17 protein-coding genes are annotated in these 18,342 nt (G+C 68.2%); 2 read left to right on the top strand and 15 right to left on the bottom strand.

What is annotated here, in order from left to right; genetic code table 11:
- Nucleotide 1: 1 nt before the first annotated feature.
- From DMP23_RS26735 to DMP23_RS26785, 11 genes are all read right to left on the bottom strand, one after another.
- A complete protein-coding gene (locus tag DMP23_RS26735; RefSeq protein WP_337822889.1) occupies nucleotides 2-1,180 on the bottom strand; it encodes an MFS transporter in 1,179 nt (392 codons plus the stop codon).
- A 1,102-nt stretch (nucleotides 1,181-2,282) separates the two neighbouring features.
- Complete coding sequence (locus DMP23_RS26740) at nucleotides 2,283-3,389, bottom strand: alpha/beta hydrolase (protein WP_337822890.1); 1,107 nt, start codon at nucleotides 3,387-3,389, stop codon at nucleotides 2,283-2,285.
- 136 nt (nucleotides 3,390-3,525) lie between these two features.
- Nucleotides 3,526-3,780, bottom strand: coding sequence for a hypothetical protein (locus DMP23_RS26745; RefSeq protein ID WP_337822891.1), 255 nt, complete (start codon nucleotides 3,778-3,780; stop codon nucleotides 3,526-3,528).
- Between the two features lies 1 nt (nucleotide 3,781).
- Nucleotides 3,782-4,420 (bottom strand): VOC family protein, encoded by a 639-nt coding sequence (locus DMP23_RS26750; RefSeq protein WP_337822892.1) that lies wholly within the window; start codon nucleotides 4,418-4,420, stop codon nucleotides 3,782-3,784.
- Nucleotides 4,421-4,433: 13 nt separating this feature from the next.
- On the bottom strand, nucleotides 4,434-5,192 hold the full coding sequence (locus tag DMP23_RS26755; protein ID WP_043839406.1) for a maleate cis-trans isomerase: 759 nt from the start codon (nucleotides 5,190-5,192) through the stop codon (nucleotides 4,434-4,436).
- Nucleotides 5,189-6,718 carry an FAD-dependent monooxygenase gene (locus DMP23_RS26760; protein ID WP_337822893.1) on the bottom strand — a complete coding sequence of 510 codons (1,530 nt, stop codon included), beginning with the start codon at nucleotides 6,716-6,718 and terminating at the stop codon, nucleotides 5,189-5,191. Before DMP23_RS26760 ends, DMP23_RS26755 begins: the two co-directional genes overlap by 4 nt.
- A complete protein-coding gene (locus tag DMP23_RS26765; RefSeq protein WP_337822894.1) occupies nucleotides 6,715-8,385 on the bottom strand; it encodes an AMP-binding protein in 1,671 nt (556 codons plus the stop codon). The genes DMP23_RS26760 and DMP23_RS26765 overlap by 4 nt, the downstream gene beginning before the upstream one ends.
- Before the next feature lie 562 nt (nucleotides 8,386-8,947).
- On the bottom strand, nucleotides 8,948-9,634 hold the full coding sequence (locus DMP23_RS26770; RefSeq protein WP_337822895.1) for a TetR/AcrR family transcriptional regulator: 687 nt from the start codon (nucleotides 9,632-9,634) through the stop codon (nucleotides 8,948-8,950).
- Between the two features lie 50 nt (nucleotides 9,635-9,684).
- On the bottom strand, nucleotides 9,685-10,821 hold the full coding sequence (locus tag DMP23_RS26775; protein WP_337822896.1) for an alpha/beta hydrolase: 1,137 nt from the start codon (nucleotides 10,819-10,821) through the stop codon (nucleotides 9,685-9,687).
- A 41-nt stretch (nucleotides 10,822-10,862) separates the two neighbouring features.
- On the bottom strand, nucleotides 10,863-12,341 hold the full coding sequence (locus tag DMP23_RS26780; protein WP_337822897.1) for an MFS transporter: 1,479 nt from the start codon (nucleotides 12,339-12,341) through the stop codon (nucleotides 10,863-10,865).
- 60 nt (nucleotides 12,342-12,401) lie between these two features.
- Complete coding sequence (locus tag DMP23_RS26785) at nucleotides 12,402-13,736, bottom strand: pyridoxal phosphate-dependent decarboxylase family protein (RefSeq protein WP_337822898.1); 1,335 nt, start codon at nucleotides 13,734-13,736, stop codon at nucleotides 12,402-12,404.
- A 102-nt stretch (nucleotides 13,737-13,838) separates the two neighbouring features.
- On the opposite strand from DMP23_RS26785, the gene DMP23_RS26790 reads away from it, so the two are divergent.
- Nucleotides 13,839-14,210, top strand: coding sequence for a hypothetical protein (locus DMP23_RS26790; RefSeq protein ID WP_275295327.1), 372 nt, complete (start codon nucleotides 13,839-13,841; stop codon nucleotides 14,208-14,210).
- 59 nt (nucleotides 14,211-14,269) lie between these two features.
- Nucleotides 14,270-14,617: a helix-turn-helix domain-containing protein gene (locus tag DMP23_RS26795; protein ID WP_043839420.1), complete on the top strand. Its 348-nt coding sequence runs from the start codon at nucleotides 14,270-14,272 to the stop codon at nucleotides 14,615-14,617.
- A gap of 188 nt (nucleotides 14,618-14,805) precedes the next feature.
- On the opposite strand, the gene DMP23_RS26800 is transcribed toward DMP23_RS26795, so the two are convergent.
- From DMP23_RS26800 to DMP23_RS26815, 4 genes are all read right to left on the bottom strand, one after another.
- The gene (locus tag DMP23_RS26800; RefSeq protein WP_009073577.1) at nucleotides 14,806-15,396 is read right to left on the bottom strand and encodes a ClpP family protease; all 591 of its coding nucleotides are present in this window, start codon (nucleotides 15,394-15,396) and stop codon (nucleotides 14,806-14,808) included.
- Complete coding sequence (locus DMP23_RS26805) at nucleotides 15,393-16,007, bottom strand: ClpP family protease (protein ID WP_037820577.1); 615 nt, start codon at nucleotides 16,005-16,007, stop codon at nucleotides 15,393-15,395. The genes DMP23_RS26800 and DMP23_RS26805 overlap by 4 nt, the downstream gene beginning before the upstream one ends.
- 79 nt (nucleotides 16,008-16,086) lie before the next feature.
- Nucleotides 16,087-17,622 (bottom strand): hypothetical protein, encoded by a 1,536-nt coding sequence (locus tag DMP23_RS26810; RefSeq protein ID WP_337822899.1) that lies wholly within the window; start codon nucleotides 17,620-17,622, stop codon nucleotides 16,087-16,089.
- 25 nt (nucleotides 17,623-17,647) lie between these two features.
- Entirely contained in the window at nucleotides 17,648-18,325 is a 678-nt protein-coding gene (locus DMP23_RS26815) for a haloacid dehalogenase type II (protein ID WP_337822900.1), read from the bottom strand.
- Nucleotides 18,326-18,342: the final 17 nt, after the last annotated feature.

Here is an 18,342-nt window from a genome sequence, read left to right on the forward strand (position 1 = left end):
CTCAGTGCTGGACAAGAGGTTCGGGTGCCGTGACGCGCGGTCGGCGTTCGAGGGCGGCCGACAAGACCGCGAGGCCGAGCGCGGAACCGGCGAGCGCGGCCCCGACCCAGTTTGGTGCTGTGTAACCGAATCCGGCGGAAATCACGACGCCGCCGAGCCACGCGGAGAGCGCGTTGCCGAGGTTGAACGCGCCGATGTTGACGACGGAGGCGAGCGTCGGCGCGCCGTGCGCCTGGTCGAGAACGCGCTTCTGCAGCGGCGGCACAGTGGCGAAGCCGAGCGCGCCGATCAGCAGAATCGTTGCCGCGGCGAGGATTTTGCTGTGCGCGGTGACGGTGAACAGCGCGAGAACGATCGCGAGGCCGCCGAGGCTGACGTAGAGCATCGGCATGAGCTTGCGGTCGGCGAACCGGCCGCCGGTCAGGTTGCCGAGGAACATGCCGATGCCGAACAGCACCAGCAACCAGGTCACCGCGCCCGAGGAGTACCCGGCGATCTCGGTCATCATCGGGGCGATGTAGGTGATCGCGGCGAAGACCCCGCCGAAACCGAGGACCGTCATGGCCATCGCGAGCACCACCTGGACGTTCCGGAACGCGGCGAGCTCCTTGCGCAAATGCGCCCCTTCGGGCCGGGGCAGGTCCGGCACCAGCTTCGCGACGCCGACGAGCCCGACGACGCCGAGCGCCGCGACGATCCCGAAGGTGACCCGCCACCCGACCGCCTGCCCGACGAACGTCCCGAGCGGCACGCCGACGATGTTGGCGACCGTGAGCCCGGTGAACATGATCGCGATCGCCCCAGCGCGCTTGTCCGGCGCGACGAGCTCCGCCGCGACGACCGAGCCGATCCCGAAGAACGCCCCGTGCGCGAGCGACGCGACAATCCGCCCAGCGAGCATGACCCCGAACGCGGGCGCGACCGCCGACAGCAGGTTCCCGGCGATGAACAGGCCCATGAGCAGCATGAGCATGGTCTTGCGATTGATCTTCGTGCCGAGAATCGTCATCACCGGCGCTCCGGCGACGACCCCGAGCGCATACCCGGTCACCAGAAGGCCCGCGGACGGGATGGACACCCCGAATTCGGCGGCGATCTCGGGGAGAAGGCCCATGATCACGAATTCGGTGGTGCCGATCCCGAACGCGCCGATGGCCAGCGCTACCAGTGCTAGTGGCATGAGCCCGCGTCTCCTTGGTCTGCGTGTTGGTGCTGTTTGTCGGCCTTCGCAATAGTTGCATACGCGGTATGTTGTTGGCGCTTGTTGTTGATGAGGGTCACAGTTGGGGTGGCCTTGAGACGGCGTGGGTGCGGAACCGGGGTTGCGGGCGCGTGAGCGGTCTCCGCGCGCCAATGCACTGCGCCAATCCGCGGGGGTTCTTGCCGGGGTATCGACTGCGGCGAGAGAGGTGTCGGCTGCAGTGGGGTTTGACTGCAGCGAGAGAGGTGTCAGCTGCGGCGAGGTGTCGATTGCCGGATGTTGCTTGCCCGCAGACTGCAGCCGACTGTATGCAATCGACCAGGATACCGGCGGCTGGTCGACAGGTGACCGGCAGACATGCGACTGACAGACAGGCGACTGGCGGCTCGCGGACAGGCGACGGGCGACGGGCGGACAGGCGGACAGGCGGACAGGCGGACAGGCGGACAGGCGGACAGGCGACTGGAATCCTGCTTACTGTCTCCGGTAGATGAGCTGCCGGATTCGACCGGATTCGATCGGCAGAATCCATTCCGGGCCTGCCGTGTCCGCGCGCCGCCCGTCGACGGTATGCAATCGACTATCGGCGCGTGGTCAGGCGACTGTATGCAATCGACTTGGATATCGGTGGCCAGTCGGCAGGATCAACGACCGTCCGGTGTTGTACCGGCGGCCGGGACTCCCGTCGCCTCCGGATCGCAACGGCCGGATCGCAAGCCCTCGGGGAAGCGAAAGTGCGCCGGTCCTCCCTGCGGGAAAAGACCGGCGCACAGAAGAAAGAATTCGAGGTAAGCAAGCGAACCCGCCAGGAGAAGGCGGCCCAACTTACCTCGCCGCGAGCGAAACCCGTCAGGAGCCGCAACCCGGCTCACCGCACCCCGAGCGGAACCCATCGGGAGCAGCGGCCCTGCTTACCTCACCCCGAGCGGAACCCGCCGGAAGCGGCAGTCCGGCTCACCTCACCGCGAGCAAACTCGCCAGGAGCAGCAGTCCGGATCATTTCACCGCGAGCGAACCCAGCAGGAGAAGGCAGCCCAACTCACCTCGCCGCGAGCGAACCCACCGGGAGCAACAGCCCGGCTTACCTCACCGCAAGCGTGCCTACCGGGAAGCGCTCCCCCAGCCACCGCCCCATTTCCGCTCCGGCGAGGGTTGCGCCTGAGGTCATGCCCTCGTGCAGAGGGGCGCCGAAATGCCTGCCTGGCACCCGAACATGTGTGGCGTCTGACGCGCCGCTCAAGTCGTGGAAGCGTTTGGCGTCGGCGGGGAAACACGCCTGATCGCCAGTCAGTTCGACCAGCAGCGTCGGCACCTTCACGTCCGGCAGGCAGCGGGCCAAGTCGGCGTTGCTCGAGATTGCCGACCAGGTCGACAGCCACGAGTCCGGGGTCGTCAGGCGGCCGAAGCCGAGCACGCCGTAGTTGGTCAGGTCCGGGCGGCGGCCGAATAGTGAACCGTATGGGCGGTCGTTGTGATCCAGCGACAGGTCGACTGAACGCAGGTCTGCGTCGGTGCGGTAGACGGTTAGCACTCCGGTCGCCAGGGCGCTCCGTCGGTCCTCTGGGTCTTTGGAGGTGGCGTAGCGACGCCGCGCGGTGGCCGACTTCTCTGCCAGTTCCCGGGCTCGTTCGTCGATTCGGGCGACGCGTTCGTATTGGGCCGAGCGGTACGCCGTGATGAAATCCGCGGAGTACGTCGAGGATTCTGGCGGGGTGGCGAAACCGTTCGCGGGGAGGTAGGGGTCCAAGGCCGGTGAAGCTGAGCGGGGGTCTTGTTCGTCGGTTACCGAGGGGTCGATCAGGCGCAGCAGTAAAGCTCCCTGACCGGGATGCGGGGCCATCATGAGGAAACCGTCCGCGACGGGCATTTCGGCCTCAGTGAGAGGGACGGGTTTTCCGCTTGGGGCACAGTGGAGTCGGGCGGATGGAGGCAGGGCGGCCTGCTGTAAGTAGAAAGCAGCCAGGGCTGCGCCGCCGGAGTGTCCGATGAGGACTACTGACGGGAAGCCCGCGGAGCGCAGGAAGACGTGTCCGGCTGCCATGTCCAGGAGGGCTTGTTCGTGCAGCAGGGTGAGGTCATTGCCGACGGTGCGGGTGCCTTGGGTCCATACCGCATAGCCTTGGGCTAGCAGTTCGGGAACCAGGACGTGGTGCGAGAAATCCTGCCGCGGATGCATCAGGAACGCCACTGTGGACGCACCTGGGACTGTCCTAAGCAGACCGTTGACTGTCGCGCCGTCGGAGGTGGTGAGTTGGTGTGCGGTTGTGGTGGTCGCCTCGGGGAGGGAGGCGGGGGCCAGGTAGCGGCCCGCGCCTAGGCCGTTTTCAGGCATGGGGGCGCCTTTCGATCCGCAGCGCGTTCTTGTCGTGCTGAGTGATCACGGACCCTTCCAGACCGGCGATCGCGCTGTACCAGACGGCGTGCCGACAGCCCGTCGCGCGGCGGTCGATGACGATCGTTTCCGGGGCCGTGATTCGGAAGTACGGGCCGATCCGGTCGACCGTATTGCCGTCGTCTTGGCGGGCCACGGCGAGGACGCCTTCGTTTTCCGGCACGTCTAGGACATAGAAACGCGCCACGTCAGACCATCTCCTTCCCCGCGGGCTCCCACGAAGCCGCTTCCTCGACGATCAGTTCTGCTTTGCGCGTAAGCAGTTTGTCCATCGACGGGTCCTCGCCCGAAGCGACGTCGCACAACGCGCGCAGGGTCAGTTCCGCGTCGAGGTCCTCCTGCGGGGTCACTGGACGCAAGGCGCGGGTGATTTCGACCATGTAGCCGTTCGGGTCGTGGGTGTAAATGGATTCGATGGTTTCGTGCATCACCTGCATTTCCACCGGCCATTCGGATTCGTCCAGGCGACGGCGGTATTCCAGCAGATCTTCCTCGTCGGCGACGTTGATCGCCAGATGCCTGCTGTCGGCGAAGAACTTCGGGGTGCCGTGTGGCAACCGCGCCCACGCGTCGCCCGGGGCGGTTTGGTCGCCCGCTGGTTTCCAGTCGAAGTAATAGAAAAAGGCCAGACGGTCGCCGCCGCCGATGTCGAAGAAGAAGTGGATGAAGTCCGGGTGTTTCTCCGGGCCCCAGCCTGCGGCGCAGATCGAGTGGACGATCGGGAAATTGAGCACATCGCGGTAGAACCGGACCGTGGCGACCGGGTCGAAGGTCGGGAAGGCGGCGTGGTCGACTCCGCGCACGCGGTGCACTGGCTTCTCAGTCATGCGGATACTCCTTTCAGGCCTGGACTTTGGCGTCGGCGCGCAGCAGCGAACCCGCGCCGGGCAGATCGACCGGAAGGCCGAGGCTGCGCAGGATCGAGTACGCGCCGGCGGTGGCGGCGGAGAGCACGGGCAGTCCGAATTCGTCCTCGGCGGGCTGGATCAGGTCGAGCGACGGCATCTGGACACAGCACGACAGCACCAGCGCGTCGCTGTCCCGGAGGTCGAGTTCGCGGGCGGCAGACAGCACATTGTCGCCCGGTATACAGCCGACCTCCGTATTGTCCGCGACGCCCAGCGCACGCCAGCCGGTGATCGTGAAGCCCTCGGCCTCCAGGTACTCGACCACAGTGCGCGCGACCGGTTCGGTGTACGGCATGACGAGCGCGACGCGGTTGGCTTCAAGATCCTTCAGCGCGCGCACCAGCGCACCGGCGCTGGACAGGACTTTGGCGTCCGCGCCGCCGAGCGCGAGTTGCTCGGCGATCCGCAGCTCCGTGTCCCGATGCGCCCCGACGCCGGACGCCATCACTGCGACGAGGCAGGCGTAGAGCAGCACGTCCGTCCGCGCGTCGCCGATCTCCAGGACGCAACGCTCGCGCTGAGCGTTCATCGCGCGCAGCTGCTCTGGCGTGACCGCGTGCATGCGCATTCGGCTGGAGTGAAAGGAAAACTCGACGTCCGCCGCCCGCTGGAGCAGCCGCGGCAGCTCCGTTTCGACGGTGACGTTCGAGCTCGGCACGATCAGCCCGACGCGCCGGGAAGTGCTGGTCACGAATTCCTCCTGGGAAAGTCTTCAAGGACTGCGAAATCGGCCCTGCCGGCACCGATCGAGGTCGCCGCGAAGGCCCGCGCGGATTCGGGGAGCTGCACGCCGACGCAGCGGCTGGTCTGCAGGCGAAGCCGCTCGGCAAGGTCGACCCTTGCCCAGAACTCGTCCGCGGCTGCAGTGAGCAGCAGAGGACCGGCACCGCGACCGGCGCGGGCGACCGCGTCGTCGGCGGACTCGCTCCACACGTCCGGTTCGGTCCAGGAAAGCTCTTCGACCGGGCCGAGGTCCGCGCGCGTGGTGACCCGCGACGGAAGCTGGAACCCGTTGCCCCGCAACGGTTGTGCGAGGACCCATTCCTCCGGGTCGCCGGTCGGCGCCGAACCCAGCCACTCCAGCGCGGCGCGCACGACCTCGGGTTCGGATCGGGCGTAGTCGGCCATCGTGATGTTGCCCGAACGCGTCATGTAGGACAGGCCGAGCCGTTCGGCCGACCAGTCCGCCCGCCACCGGTACGAATCCCACCACCGCTGACTGCGGCCGGCGAGCTGCTTGAACCGCTCCACCGCCGGTCGTCGCGCCTGTTCGTACGCGGCGAACGCGGCGGACGGCGAACTCTCCCCCGTCAACGCCCCGGCCAGCGCGATCGCGTCTTCCAGCGCCAGCTTGGTGCCCGAGCCGAGCGTGTAGTGCGCGGTGTGCGCGGCATCGCCGAGCAGCACGACGTTCCCGCTGTGCCACCGGTCGAGGCCGAGGTTGACGAACCGGCTCCAGCGAGTGCGGTTCGTGAGCAGCTCGCCGCCGCGAAGCTGGTCCGAGAGCACGTTTTCCAGCAGCCGTACGCTTTGCCGGTCCGTCTCGCCGGCGCCGGTCGCCGCGTCGAACTCAGCGAGACCGGCGTTCGTCCACGTCTCGTCGTCCACTTCGATCAGGAAAGTGCTGCGGTCCTCCGCGTACGGATAAGCGTGGGTGACGAACAGCTCCGGCCCGCGCCGAGCCGCGGCGAAGAACGCCGACGACGCGGCGAACGGGGCACCGCACCACACGTACCGCGTCCGTCCGAGGGTGGTGCGGACGCCGAGTTCCGCGCTGAGTTTGGTGCGCGTCGCGCTGCCGACCCCGTCCGCGGCGATGACGACGTCGCCGGTCACGGTGCCGAGATCAGCGCGCGACCCGGCGCGGTATTCGACGCCGACCTCGGTCGCCGCTTCTCGCAGCACCCGCAGCAGTTCCGCCCGGCCGACCGCGAGATTGCGCGCGCCGTGCAGGCACACGGACCGATCAGGAGCGTCGAAGCGCAGTTCGTGCCCGACGTAGCTGACCGCCCGGACCCGGTCCGCGGTCTCCGGATCGGCCTGTTCGAGGTTGCGCATGGTGGCCTCGGTGAGCCCCACCCCGAACCCGAACGTCGCCCGCGACGCGTCCGTCCGCTCGTGGACGACGACCTCCAGACCCGGGTCGTTGAGTTTCAGCAGCCGGGCGGCATACAGCCCGCCGGGTCCGCCCCCGATTACGTTCGCGCGCCGGGTCACCGGGCACTCCCTTCGGCCAATTTCGCTTGCACGTCCTCGCGCAGCCGGTTCTTCGCGACCTTGCCGACGTTCGTCAACGGCAGCGCCGGGACCACCTCGACGCGTTCGGGCAGCTTGTACTTCGCGAGCCCGCGGCTGAGCAGGTGCGCGCCAAGCGTTTGCACTGTCAGCGGCTCGGCGCCGTCCTCGAGCACGAGGTACGCGCACGCTCGTTCGCCCAGCACCGGATCGGGCATCGCGACGAGCGCGGCAGTGACCACGTCCGGATGCTGAACAATGATCTCCTCCACCTCCTCGGCGAAAATCTTCTCGACGCCGCGGTTGATGACGTCCTTGATCCGCCCGTCGATCGAGTAGCTGACGCCCTTCGCGCTGACGTGCCGCCGGGCCAGGTCGCCGGTGCGGTAAAACCCGTCAGGCGTGAACGCGGTCTTGTTGTGCTCCTCGGCGCGGTAGTAGCCGCGGATCGTGTACGGCCCGCGCGCGGCGAACTCGCCGACCTCCCCGTCCGGGACTTCGCTTTCGGACACCGGGTCGAGAATCCGGATCTCGTCCGCCGCGGAGATCGGCGCACCGACGGTGTGGTGCCGCACGTCCTCGTCCGCGCCGGCGGGCGTGACCAGGAACATCCCTTCGGCCATCCCGAACATCTGCCGGATCCGGATGCCGAGCTCGTCCCGCAACCGCTCGGCGACCTCCACCGGCAACCGCTGCCCGCCGACCACGAAATCCCGCAGACAGGACAGGTCCGCCGCCTGTGCCCGCGGCGATTCGAGAAGCCGCACGGCAAGCGCGGGCGGCACAAGCGGCAGCACGTCCGGCCGGTGCTCGGCGATGAGGTCGAGCAGCGTGTCGACGTCCGCGGAGGGAGCGAGAACGAGCGTCGCCCCGGTGAGGATCGCGGGCTGCAGCGCGAGCGAGATACCCGCGTTGTGCATGAGCGGCAACGGATACAGCACCCGCGAGTGCTCGTCCATCTCCATCGCGGCCGCCCAGGCCCGAGCGTTGTAGGCGTACTCCTCGTGCAACCGCGGCGCGACCTTCGGCAGCCCCGTCGTCCCACCGGAAAGCTGGAACACCGCGGGCCGGGCAAGGTCAACATCCAAGTAGGGCAACGGTTCCCGCGCTTGTTCAGCCACGAGCCGCGAGTACGACGGCGTATCCCCGAGCGCCTCACCGCGGCACACAACGACGTCGGAGACGGCCCCGTCCGCCAGCAACTGCTCCGCCTGCTTGCGCAACCGCCCGTCCCGGAAATCGGCCTGCGCGATCAGCGTCCGCGCCCCGACGTGCGCCGCGAGCAACCCGATCTCCCGAGTCCCGTGCTGCGGCAAAGTACAGACCGGCGGCGCGGCAGCGAACAAACACCCGAGGTACGCGACGACGGTCTCCGCCACGTTCCCCATCTGGAACACCACCGGCTCCCCCGGACGGACCACACCCGACCCGAGCAGCCCCGCCGCGAACCGCGACGCAGTGTCGAAAAGCTCGTCGTACGACCACGCCACACCCTCGGAAACGAGCGCGGTGCGACCACCGTGCCGACGAGCCGCGGCCAGGAGTTCAGCAGGCAGGGACTGCCCCGCCCACAACCCGGCACGCCGATAAGCAAGCACGCTGACCTCGTCGAACGGGGCCACTGGTAGTGCAGCTGGAGGCAACGTCATGCAGCCAAGGTAAGCCGCCCGAGCGCAGAATTCAATACCTGTGTCGAACTTTCGACACAAGTGTCACGGCGCGAGGTTCGTGAGGGCCACCCTCACAGCCCCTGATTCCCTCAGGGTCCCCCTCACGACCAGCCCTGCCCAGCTCAACCCGCCCTACGCGATGCGCCCCAATGCCACATCCGTTGCGTCCCACGCACCGAACGCCACATTGGGTGCGTCAGACGCACCCAATGCCACATTGGGGCGCTAGCCCCACCCGAAAACCGGCACCGATGCACCCAACGAGCGAGGCACCCACACCTCCCCCGCCCCCGATACGAAGCCAAAAACACGGCGCGGGGGTGCTTGTCAAGGCATCTTTCCCGCCTTGACAAGCACCCCCGCGCCGTAGTGACAATCAAACTTCGGGGTGCCCGACGCAACCACTCTCTTTTCGCGGCTTCGCCGCTCTCTTTTCGCGGCATCGCCGCTCTTCCCCCCGGCACAGCCGCTCCTTCCCCCGGCACAGCCGCTCTTCCCCCGGCACAGCCGCTCTTCCCCCGACCCAGCAGGAGGAGAAACCTCACCCCTCCAACCGATCCAACAACCCCCGAATCTCCGCAATAGTCCGAGCATCCTGCCGCCCCCGCCCGGCATTCTCCCCAGCCGCCAACATCCCCGTCGCCAACCCGGTCACGGTAGCCACCAGCGAATCCACATCTCCCCCAGGCCGGAACCACCAAGCAACCCAGTTGCACATCCCCAGCAACGACAACGCCGCCGTCCGCGCGTCGACCCGCCGGAATTCCCCGGCCTCGATCCCCGCCTCGACCAGCGCCGTGAACTCCCGCAGGATCTTCCGCTTGGCCGCCAGATGCTCCCCGGCCAGCGGCTCCGGCAGGATCGGCTCGGACCGGTCGAGGATCCGGAACTGGTCGGAGTGCTCCGCCCGCTGCCGCACGATCAGCGCGACCACGTCGGCGATCTTCTCCGACGGCGTCAGGTCGTCGCGCGCCTTCAACTGGGCCAGCACCTCGGCGAACCCGTTGGTGACCTGCTCGACGAGCATCGCCAGCAGGTCTTCCTTCTTGCTGACGTAGTGGTACAGCGCCGGCCGGGAAATGTTCAGCGCGTTCGCGATGTCCAGCAGGCTCGTGGCCTCGTAGCCCTTTTCCGCGAACAGCTTGGTCGCGGTGTCCAGAAGTTCGGACGTCATCAGCGTCCGGCGCAACCCGCTGCGCGAACCCTTGCCTCGCTCTGCCGTGGACATGCGCCGCAGTTTACCGGTCCGCTGCCCCGGCGAACTGCGGCACACCCGGCTCACTGGACCCCGCGGATCCCTCGTTCGCCGAGCCAGCTCACGATTTCCCGCAGGTAGTCGACGCCGCCGTAGCCGAGCAGCGTGGCGTGTCCGGTGTTCTGCACAAGGTATTTCGTGAACACGCCCGGCCGGTAGTAGCTCGCTTCGTTCGCCGCCATGGGATCGGTGTTGCAGTCGTCGGTGGTGCCGCACCAGATCTTGTCGTACTGGCCGGGCGACCACAGGATCGGAGCGTCGATGTTCTTCGTCTGGTCGGTGTAGGTGCGCAAGGTGATGTCCGCCAGCTCGGTCGCGGACATAGTGTCCTTTGTGGCGTCTTCGACCTGCAGCTGCTCCGGGTCATACGTCCCTTGTGGACCGTGGAACAGGTCGCGTTTGCCGGGGATGCTGGTGAGGTACGCCGGATCGAGCGCCCACGGTTTGTCCGCGAACTTCGGGTCCAGCAGCGCGGGGTAGGCGAACGTCCCGAGCCGCAGTGTCGAGCGCGGGGTCAGCAGCCCGTGGCCGACGGCGTGCACCATCAACGCGTCGACGTCGTGGAATTTGCCCGCCTCGACCTGCGCGGTGAGGCCGCCCATCGAGTATCCGTTGACCGTCACGGTGCCGAACTGCTTGCCCAGCGCGCCCTGGCGCAGATACTGCACGATCTGGTGGGTCGTATTGGCCGCGACGTCGAAGTTCATGCTCGCGGCCGGCGGATGGTCGCTGTGGCCGTAGCCGATCCGGTCGAGGTTCAGCGTCGTGAAGCCGCGCTGGGTCATGTAGCGGACGTAGTTGTAGCGGTCCGGCTGGTACGGCCAGTCGTAATAGGTGTGGTCGTAGGTGCCGCCGTGGATGAGGATCTGCACCGGCTGCTTGCCGAGCAGCGCCGGGTCCGAAGTGCACAGTTGGCCGAATTCCTTGAGCACGGCGGGACTTTCCGGCGATTCGGTGACCGGGAAGAAGTAGTCGCGGCACTGCGCGCCGCTGGCCGACGCCGTTCCCGGCACGTCGGCGGGCACCGGCGTGCCGGGCAGGCCGGCCACCGCCTCGGTCGCGGGCCAGGCATCGGCCGCGTTCGCGACGCCGGTCAGCGTGAGCAGCCCCGCCGACATCACCGCCAACATCCGAGTAGCAAGTCGTTTGACGCTGCGCACGGTGGTCTCCTTCCATGGGGCCGGACGGCATCAACCCATGTTTACGATTGTGTCATATTATCGACACTGGTGTTGATGTCAAGACCTGGCCTTTCCGCCGCAGCCGTTCCGCCGGTGGCCGGGGCGCGGCCGTGTCGCATGAGGACAGTCAGCAAGAGCGCGAGGACGCTCACGCCGAGCAGTACGAAGTACGCCGCCTGGTATCCGGTGTCGTTGGTGATCGAGACACCGGAGCTGAGCCGGACCTGATGGGCAGCGGTGATCGAGCCGACGATTGCGGTGCCGAGGGTGTTCATTACGCCGAGTGCGGTGTAGAGCAACGAAGTCGTGACGCCCTGCGCCTCCGCGGGCACGGCTTCGATGACGAGATTGTTGGCTCCGGCGTAGAGAAATCCGAGTCCGATGCCCATGAGCGCGGCGATCACCACGATCAGGACCGGTCCGCTCAACTGTCCGAAAAGGATCAGCACGACCCCGCCGAGAGTGCCGATGATCGAGGTGAGCAAGGCCGTTCTCGGCGCGAATCTCCGGCATACCCATCCGGCGGCATAACCCGCGGCCGCGCCGACCAGACCGAACGGGAGACCGTAGCTCACGCCGTATTCCAACGCGTTCATGCCGAGACCGTATTCTGACACTCCGGGCACGTGCGGAGTCCGAAGCAGCTGCGGGATGAGCACGGAACTGTTGGCAGTGGTGACGAAGATGGCGGTTCCCGACGCGAGCAGCGTCAGCCACACCTTGGGTTGAGCCGCCAGCGCCAGATCGATCAACGGTTCGGCGCGGCGACGCTCGACAATCACGAAAAGCACCAGCATTATCACCGAAAGCGCCACTGCGTAAGCGAGATACTCCTTCTCGACCAAGCCGAGCACGAGCACCGCCATCCCGCCGCCGAGCAGCAAGCCGCCGGCGACGTCGATGCGGCGTTTGATCCGCACTCGGGTTTCGGGGACGACGAGCAGCACGATTGTCGAGACGACGACGTCGTAGCCGAGAGTGAACCAGAAGGCGCTGCGGAACCCGTAGGTATCAACGAGATACCCGCCGAGCAGCGGACCGCCGAACGCGGCGACGCCGGTGCCGACCCCGAGCGCGCCGACGCCGAGCGGCACCAGTCGCGGCGGGAAGAGGTCGCGGATGAGGCCGTAACCGGCGACGTACGCGACGACGAAAGCGGACTGGAGCACGCGTCCGGCGAGGAAAAGCCAGTACACCGGCGCCAGTGCGCAGATCAGCGAGCCGGTGCCGAACATGATGGCCGCGGCCAGGAGGACTTTCTTTTTGCCGTGCGTGTCGGCGAGTTTCCCGGCGATCGGGAGGAAGACGAGCGACGCGACGAAGACGACGGTCATCACCAGCGCCACCTGGTCGGTTCCGAAGGCGGCGGCGATGTCGGGCAGGCCCACCCCGACGAGGGTGAACTCGAAGTTGGCATTCTCGGTCAGGAGCGCGATCGCCACGACGATCGATAAGTAATACCAGGTCGACCGCTCTGCGGTGCGCGGTTGCTCAGCCATGCGCACCGATGTAACCGGCGGTCCGTCCGGATCGAACCGGTCAGTCCCGCTGTCCGGGACTCACTCCGCCAACCGGTCGAGCGCTTGCTTGAGCTGCGGAATCCAGGCCTCGTGCTCGGGCTTCATCAACACCGACCGAAGGATCGTGACGGTCTCGGCGTCCCGTTCGACGTCCGGATGCAGCGCGGCGAACGCCTCCGCGTCGACGCGCAAAGTGGACAGATACAGCGGGTTGTCCTTGTCCGCCATGCCGTTCTGGAGGATGGCGTTGGCGGCTTCGGTGATCTCGCTCATCCGGGTCCGTCGCGGCCAGTAGGTGACAATGTCCAAAGTGGGCTCGAGGTGCAGGGCGAAACGGTCGGATTCCTTGAGCAGCCCGGCGAAGTCGTTCGCCGCTCGACGGCACGCCGCCAGCAATCGACCCAATCCTCGGTCGCGTTCCAGCGGGAACGCTTGCAGGGTAAGCCAAAGTGCTCCGGCGGCGGCACCAGCGCGGGAGCATTCCAGGGAAATCTCGCCGAGGTGCAGCTCGTCGGAGGTGAAGTAGGTATAGGGAGAATCGTGTTTGTAGAACCGGCCGACCGACGGGTCCGCGAACAACACCGCGCCGCAGCCGTACGGCTGGAGCCCGTGTTTGTGCGGGTCGACGACGACGGAATCGCACGAGCCGATCGCGCGGTAGGCCTCGTACTCGCCCAGCAAGGTGTAGAACCCGCCGTACGCGCCGTCGACATGCAGGCGGACCCCGTACCGTTCCTTCAGCGCCAGGGCCTGCTGGATGTCGTCGACCGCCCCGAGTCCGGTCGTTCCCGGAGTCAGCACCACCGTGCCTACCCCGCCACCGCGGACTTCGGCTTCCACAGCGGACAGATCGACGCGTCCGTCGGGAAGTGCCCGCACCGCGCGGGATTCCACGCCGAGAACCTGGCACATGCGGCCGTGCGTGTAGTGCGCGTCCTGCGAGTGGACGACTGCCTTGCCCGGGGCCAGTTCGCGGGCGACCCAGAGGGCTTCGAGGTTCGCGATCGTCCCGCTGGAGGTGAGGTGGCCGAGCGACGGCTGCGCGAACCCGAACATCCGCGCCAGGTCCGCGATGACCTCGACCTCCATCGGCGAGGTGGCCTGCGAGGCGTCGAGCGCGTGGTTGTTCGGGTTGACCACCATCGCGGCGAGATAGGCGGCGACCGCGACCGGATGCGGCGGTTTGAGCATCTGGCCCGCGTAGCGGGGGTGGAAGAAGGGGAACGACGCGTCCATCCGGGCGGCGTAGGTCTCGAGCAGCGCGGGGAGATCGACGTCCGGCTCGCTGGCCGGGGACGGGGTGAACGGACCCCATTTGCGCTCCCAGGCCTCGACGCCGCGGAGAGCCTGGTCGATCAGTTCGCGCCGGTCCATGCGTCACCTCGTCGGTCGCTGGGTGCTTCCTCCGGCACCCTACCGAGCACGTCCGCGCTCTAAGGTGTGGCAACGTTTCTTTCGCACGGTGAGGAGCTTCCGGTGACTGACGAACCCCGTCCGCAGGGAATGCCGCCGGCCGGACCCGGGCAGCCGTGGCCGGTTCAGCCGAATGTCCAGCAGTACCCGGGCTACGCCCCTTACCCGCTACCCGCTCCGGCGAACGGCGTCTGGCTGGGGGTGTTGTCGCTGGTACTGGGCGTGCTGGGCTGCGTGGTGCCGCTGCTGCCGATCGACCTGACCGGCATCCGGGCGTACCTCGCACTTCCGTTCGGACTGGCCGGATTGGCCTTCGGACTCGTGGGCGTCGTCGGACGGCGTACGGGGAAGCCGGTGTCGGGGGTGGGCATCGGCGTGTCGGCGATCGCGCTGGTGCTCGGTGTGATCATGCTCGGCAACCAAGTCGCGGGGTGACGTTCTGCCCTGAGCGGAACCGCTGTCGCCGAGGGCCCGGCGGATGCCAGGCTGGGCCTATGGCGGACATCCTTCCTTTCCACCAGCGCCGCGCCCCCGCCCGGGACGACGAGGCGGAACCCCTGTGGCGCGAGGTGCTCGGCCGCAGTCTCCGCGCCGCCCGGGAGAACCAGGGCGAGCGGCTCGTCGACGTCGCCGAGCGGGCCGGGATCTCGCCGCAGTACCTGTCCGAGATCGAGCGCGGGCGGAAGGAACCGTCGAGCGAGATGATCGCCGCGGTGACCGGGGCGCTCGGGGTCAACCTGGCCGGTCTGCTGAGCGGGATCGCCGGGGACATGCGGCGGATCAGCGTGGTCGGACCGCGACCGGCGCGGCGTCCGGCCGGTCCGGTGCTGATGGCGGCCTGAACCGGGCCGCGGAATTTCTCGAACCACCGGCGCCAGGCTGTGAAATCACCGCGCACGACCGGCAGATCGATGCGGTCGAGCCGCAGCTCGCACCAGCGCTCACGGCAGCCCGCGGAACCACCCGCGGCCCACCGAACCGGGGCGCGAAGCCGCAGGCCGGAGCCCCAGAACCGGCCTGCGTCCTCGCCTCACGGGCGTGCTTCGATCACCTGGTCCGCGAGCCCGTACTCCACCGCCCCGGCCGCGTCGAACACCCGGTCGCGGTCGGTGTCGTGCCGGAGTTCCGCGACGTCGTGGCCGGTGTGCCGGGACGTGATCTCCTCCAGCTGGGTCCGGACCCGGATCACCTCGTCGGCTTGCAGGATCAGGTCCGGGATGGTCCCGCGGCCCTGTGCGGCGGGCTGATGCAGCACCACCCGTGCGTGCGGCAGCACCGATCGGCGGCCTGCGGCGCCTGCGGCCAGCAGCACCGCTCCCGTCGCCACCGCTTGGCCGACGCAGGTCGTCGCCACCGGGGCCTTGATGAAGCGCATCGTGTCGTACAGCGCCAGCATCGCGGCCGGGTCGCCGCCCTCGGAGTTGATGTACAGGTTGATCTCCTGCTCCGGGTTGTCCGACTCCAGGAACAGCAGCTGCGCGATCAGCGCGTTCGCGACGCCCGAGTCGATCGCCGTGCCCAGGTACACGATCCGTTCGGACAGCAGGTGCGAGTAGACGTCCATGATCCGCTCGCCGCCCGGACTGCGGGTCACGACGTTCGGGATGGTGTAGGTGCTCATGCGCGTACCCCCAGGCCCATCGCGTGCGTGCGCACCGGCACGACCTGCTCCAGGCGGTCGACGATCTGGTCGATGAAGCCGTAGTCCTGCGCCTCGGCGGCGGTGTACCACCGGTCGTGCAGGGAATCGGCGAAAATGCGGTCGAACGGCTGACCGGTGTCCTGCGCGGTGAGGCCCAGCACGGTGTCCCGGGTGTAGCGCAGGTCGTCGGCCTGTACCTCGACCTCCACGGCCGAGCCGCCGATTCCCGCCGAGCCCTGGTGCATCAGGATGCGCGCGTGCGGCAGGGCGAATCGCTTCCCGGGAGTGCCGGCGGACAGCAGGAACTGCCCGGCGCTGCACGCCAATCCGAGGGCGAGCGTCGAAACGTCGCACGGCACCAGCCGCATCACGTCGCGGATCGCGAGCATCGACGGGACCGATCCGCCGGGCGAGTGGATCCACAGCGCGATGTCCTTGACCGGGTCTTCGCCGGCCAGCGACAGCATCTGGGTCGCGAGGACCGTCCCGTTGTCGTCGTCGAGCACGCCGTCCAGTACGAGGACCCGCTGGCTCAGGAACCGTTCCCGGAGCCGCTGGTCGAACATCGGCGGAGTCGATTCGTTGGTCATGCCCCGACTCTGCCGCCGCGGAACCCGTCGCGTCCGCCTTCTCTGCCGACGGCAGATCTGCTGTGAGCAGCGCGGAAGGTCAGGCGGTTTTGCGCACCAGGTTCGTGTATCCGGCCAGCGCCAGCGTCGCGAGTCCCCACACCGCGATCTGCACTCCCCAGATCGCCGCGGTGAACACCTGCCCGGCGACACTCGCCGTGTCGAGGTCGCAGCGGCTCCGCAAGCCGGTCGGCGCGATCGGCAAGCCTCGGTCGAGTCCCAGACCGATCAGCTCGACCGGGGAGCACGCCGCACCGGTCGCGACGCGTTGTGCCGCGTGGTGTCCGGGCTGGGTTTCCGTTGCCCCGGCCCACAATCCGAGCGCTCCAGCCGCGACGAGGGCGAGCAGCAACGCCGCCGCCGTACGCCGGGCGCGGTAGCCGTATCCGGCCAGCGTGCCCCAGATCCAGTGGAACAGCCGCGACATCCGACCGCCGAGCGCTTCCGGCGAACGGCGGCGCAGGTCGTCCTGCTGCGCGATCAGGATGGTGCGCGCGTTGCCGTCGTGGCCCGCGGTTCGTTCGACGGCCGCCAGCTTCTGGTAACCGGTGGCGTCGTAGTACTCGGTGTGGCAGCGAAGCAGGTGCAGCCATCGCCGCCAGCCGAACGACGGATCGATGGCGGCGTAGGTGAACCCGTCCAGCCACGCCAGTTCGGGGTGGTCGCACTCGGCGCTCGTGCTGCCGCCGGGACACACGAGTTTGTCCGGCATGAACACCGTGGTCGCCTTCGCGTCGGAGAGCCCGAGCAGCCGTCCTTCCGGCGACGTGACCCGCGTGGTCGCGGAAAACTCGAGCTGCCCGCCGATCTGCGCGCCCTGCAACCGCACCGCGCCGATCTCGCCTTTGCCGCTCAACTCCGAGTCGCGGATCAGCATGCTGCGACCGACCGTCAGGGTGTCCGCCTCGATGGCCGGCCCGAGATCGTTGGAAACCTTGATGCTCTGACACTCCAGCGGACCGCCGATGCACGCGCCGTTGAGGTGGATCGCGCCGTCGGCCGACGAGCCGGTGATCCGCGTTCCCCGGTGCAGGTACAGCCCGCTGCCCAGCTCCGCCGAACTCGCCTCCAGCGCGAGCCCGGCCGGGTTCGTGATTTCGGCGTCCCGGCACAGCAGGCTCCCGCCGAGGTGCGCGCCGATCAGCCGGATCGCCCCGTCCGGGCTGTCCCCGGTGATCCGCACGCCGTCGGACAGGTGCAGGTCTCCCTCGATCCGCACCCGGGACGCGTGCAGGCCAGGCATCCGCCCGCCGATCAGGTACAGGTGCGGCAGCCTTGCCTGGCGCGCGAGCACAATCTGGTCGAAAACGCAGGTCAGCAGCATCAGCCCGGCGGCCGCGGAGACGCCGTCGAGGTTGAGGAGACCGGTGATCCGGGCCCTGGCGAGCATGATCCCGCGCGGGTCGAGGTCGCCGTGCCTGCCGAGCAGCAGGTCGCGGAGGACCTGCGCGCGCACGACGTGGTCCGGGCTTTCGGTTTCGGCGAGGTCCGCGACGTCGATCTGGGCGGCGCCGAGCAGTTCGCCTTCGCGGGCCGCTTCGACGAGCCGTTGTTCGAAGTCGCTGAGATCGGTCACGCCGAGATCATGCCTGGTCCTGGGTTCAGTCGCGACCGTGTTCGAGCTGCTCGGCGAGGTCCGCAAGCCCGTCGGCGTGGAAGTCGAACCGATCGTCGGGACCCGGCGGATCGCCGACCGGACGGCCGACGTACGCGGTGCGGAACCCGGCTTCCTGCGCCCCGCGCAGATCCCACGCGTGCGCCGCGACCATCAGCAGCCGCTCGGGCGCGCGACCGGCGACGTCGATGGCCAGGCGGTAGACGTCCGGGGCGGGCTTGTAGGTGCGAGCGTTCTCGGCGGACAACACGGTGTGCCACCGCAATCCGGCGTTCGCGCACAGGTCGAGCAGCACGGTCCGGCTCGCGTTGGACAGGCCGACCAGCGGGAATCGTTCGGCAAGGCGGGCGAGGCCGTCCACCGTGTCCGGCCACGGCGGCAGTCGCCGGGCCGCGAGCGCCAACTCGGCGACATCGCCGGTACCGACCGCGTCGGCGACCGCCTGCGCGGCTTCCCGGTCGATGGCATCGCTCGCGACGTACGGCCGTTCCCCGGCGACGATGCGGCCCTGCTCCTGCTCGACGTGCTTCTGCCACACCAGAAGCAGCTCTTCGACTTCCGCAGCGGCGAGCGACGGCGCGAATTTCCGGATCCCGGCACGGATTCCGGCCGGTTCGTCGACGAGCGTGCCGAGCACGTCGAACACGAGCACCTCGATGTCCATGACCGCAACCTATCCGG

The sequence above is a fragment of the Amycolatopsis sp. A1MSW2902 genome, from assembly GCF_017312175.1.
GTDB classification, from domain to species: Bacteria; Actinomycetota; Actinomycetes; order Mycobacteriales; family Pseudonocardiaceae; genus Amycolatopsis; species Amycolatopsis nivea.

Coding starts and splice junctions, on each gene's coding strand:
- DMP23_RS26795 (WP_043839420.1), top strand. CDS start 14,270: ATGGCGGACATCCTTCCTTTCCACCAGCGCCGCGCCCCCGCCCGGGAC.
- DMP23_RS26815 (WP_337822900.1), bottom strand. CDS start 18,325: ATGGACATCGAGGTGCTCGTGTTCGACGTGCTCGGCACGCTCGTCGAC.
- DMP23_RS26780 (WP_337822897.1), bottom strand. CDS start 12,341: ATGGCTGAGCAACCGCGCACCGCAGAGCGGTCGACCTGGTATTACTTA.
- DMP23_RS26805 (WP_037820577.1), bottom strand. CDS start 16,007: ATGACCAACGAATCGACTCCGCCGATGTTCGACCAGCGGCTCCGGGAA.
- DMP23_RS26785 (WP_337822898.1), bottom strand. CDS start 13,736: ATGGACCGGCGCGAACTGATCGACCAGGCTCTCCGCGGCGTCGAGGCC.
- DMP23_RS26750 (WP_337822892.1), bottom strand. CDS start 4,420: ATGACTGAGAAGCCAGTGCACCGCGTGCGCGGAGTCGACCACGCCGCC.
- DMP23_RS26765 (WP_337822894.1), bottom strand. CDS start 8,385: ATGACGTTGCCTCCAGCTGCACTACCAGTGGCCCCGTTCGACGAGGTC.
- DMP23_RS26800 (WP_009073577.1), bottom strand. CDS start 15,396: ATGAGCACCTACACCATCCCGAACGTCGTGACCCGCAGTCCGGGCGGC.
- DMP23_RS26770 (WP_337822895.1), bottom strand. CDS start 9,634: ATGTCCACGGCAGAGCGAGGCAAGGGTTCGCGCAGCGGGTTGCGCCGG.
- DMP23_RS26735 (WP_337822889.1), bottom strand. CDS start 1,180: ATGCCACTAGCACTGGTAGCGCTGGCCATCGGCGCGTTCGGGATCGGC.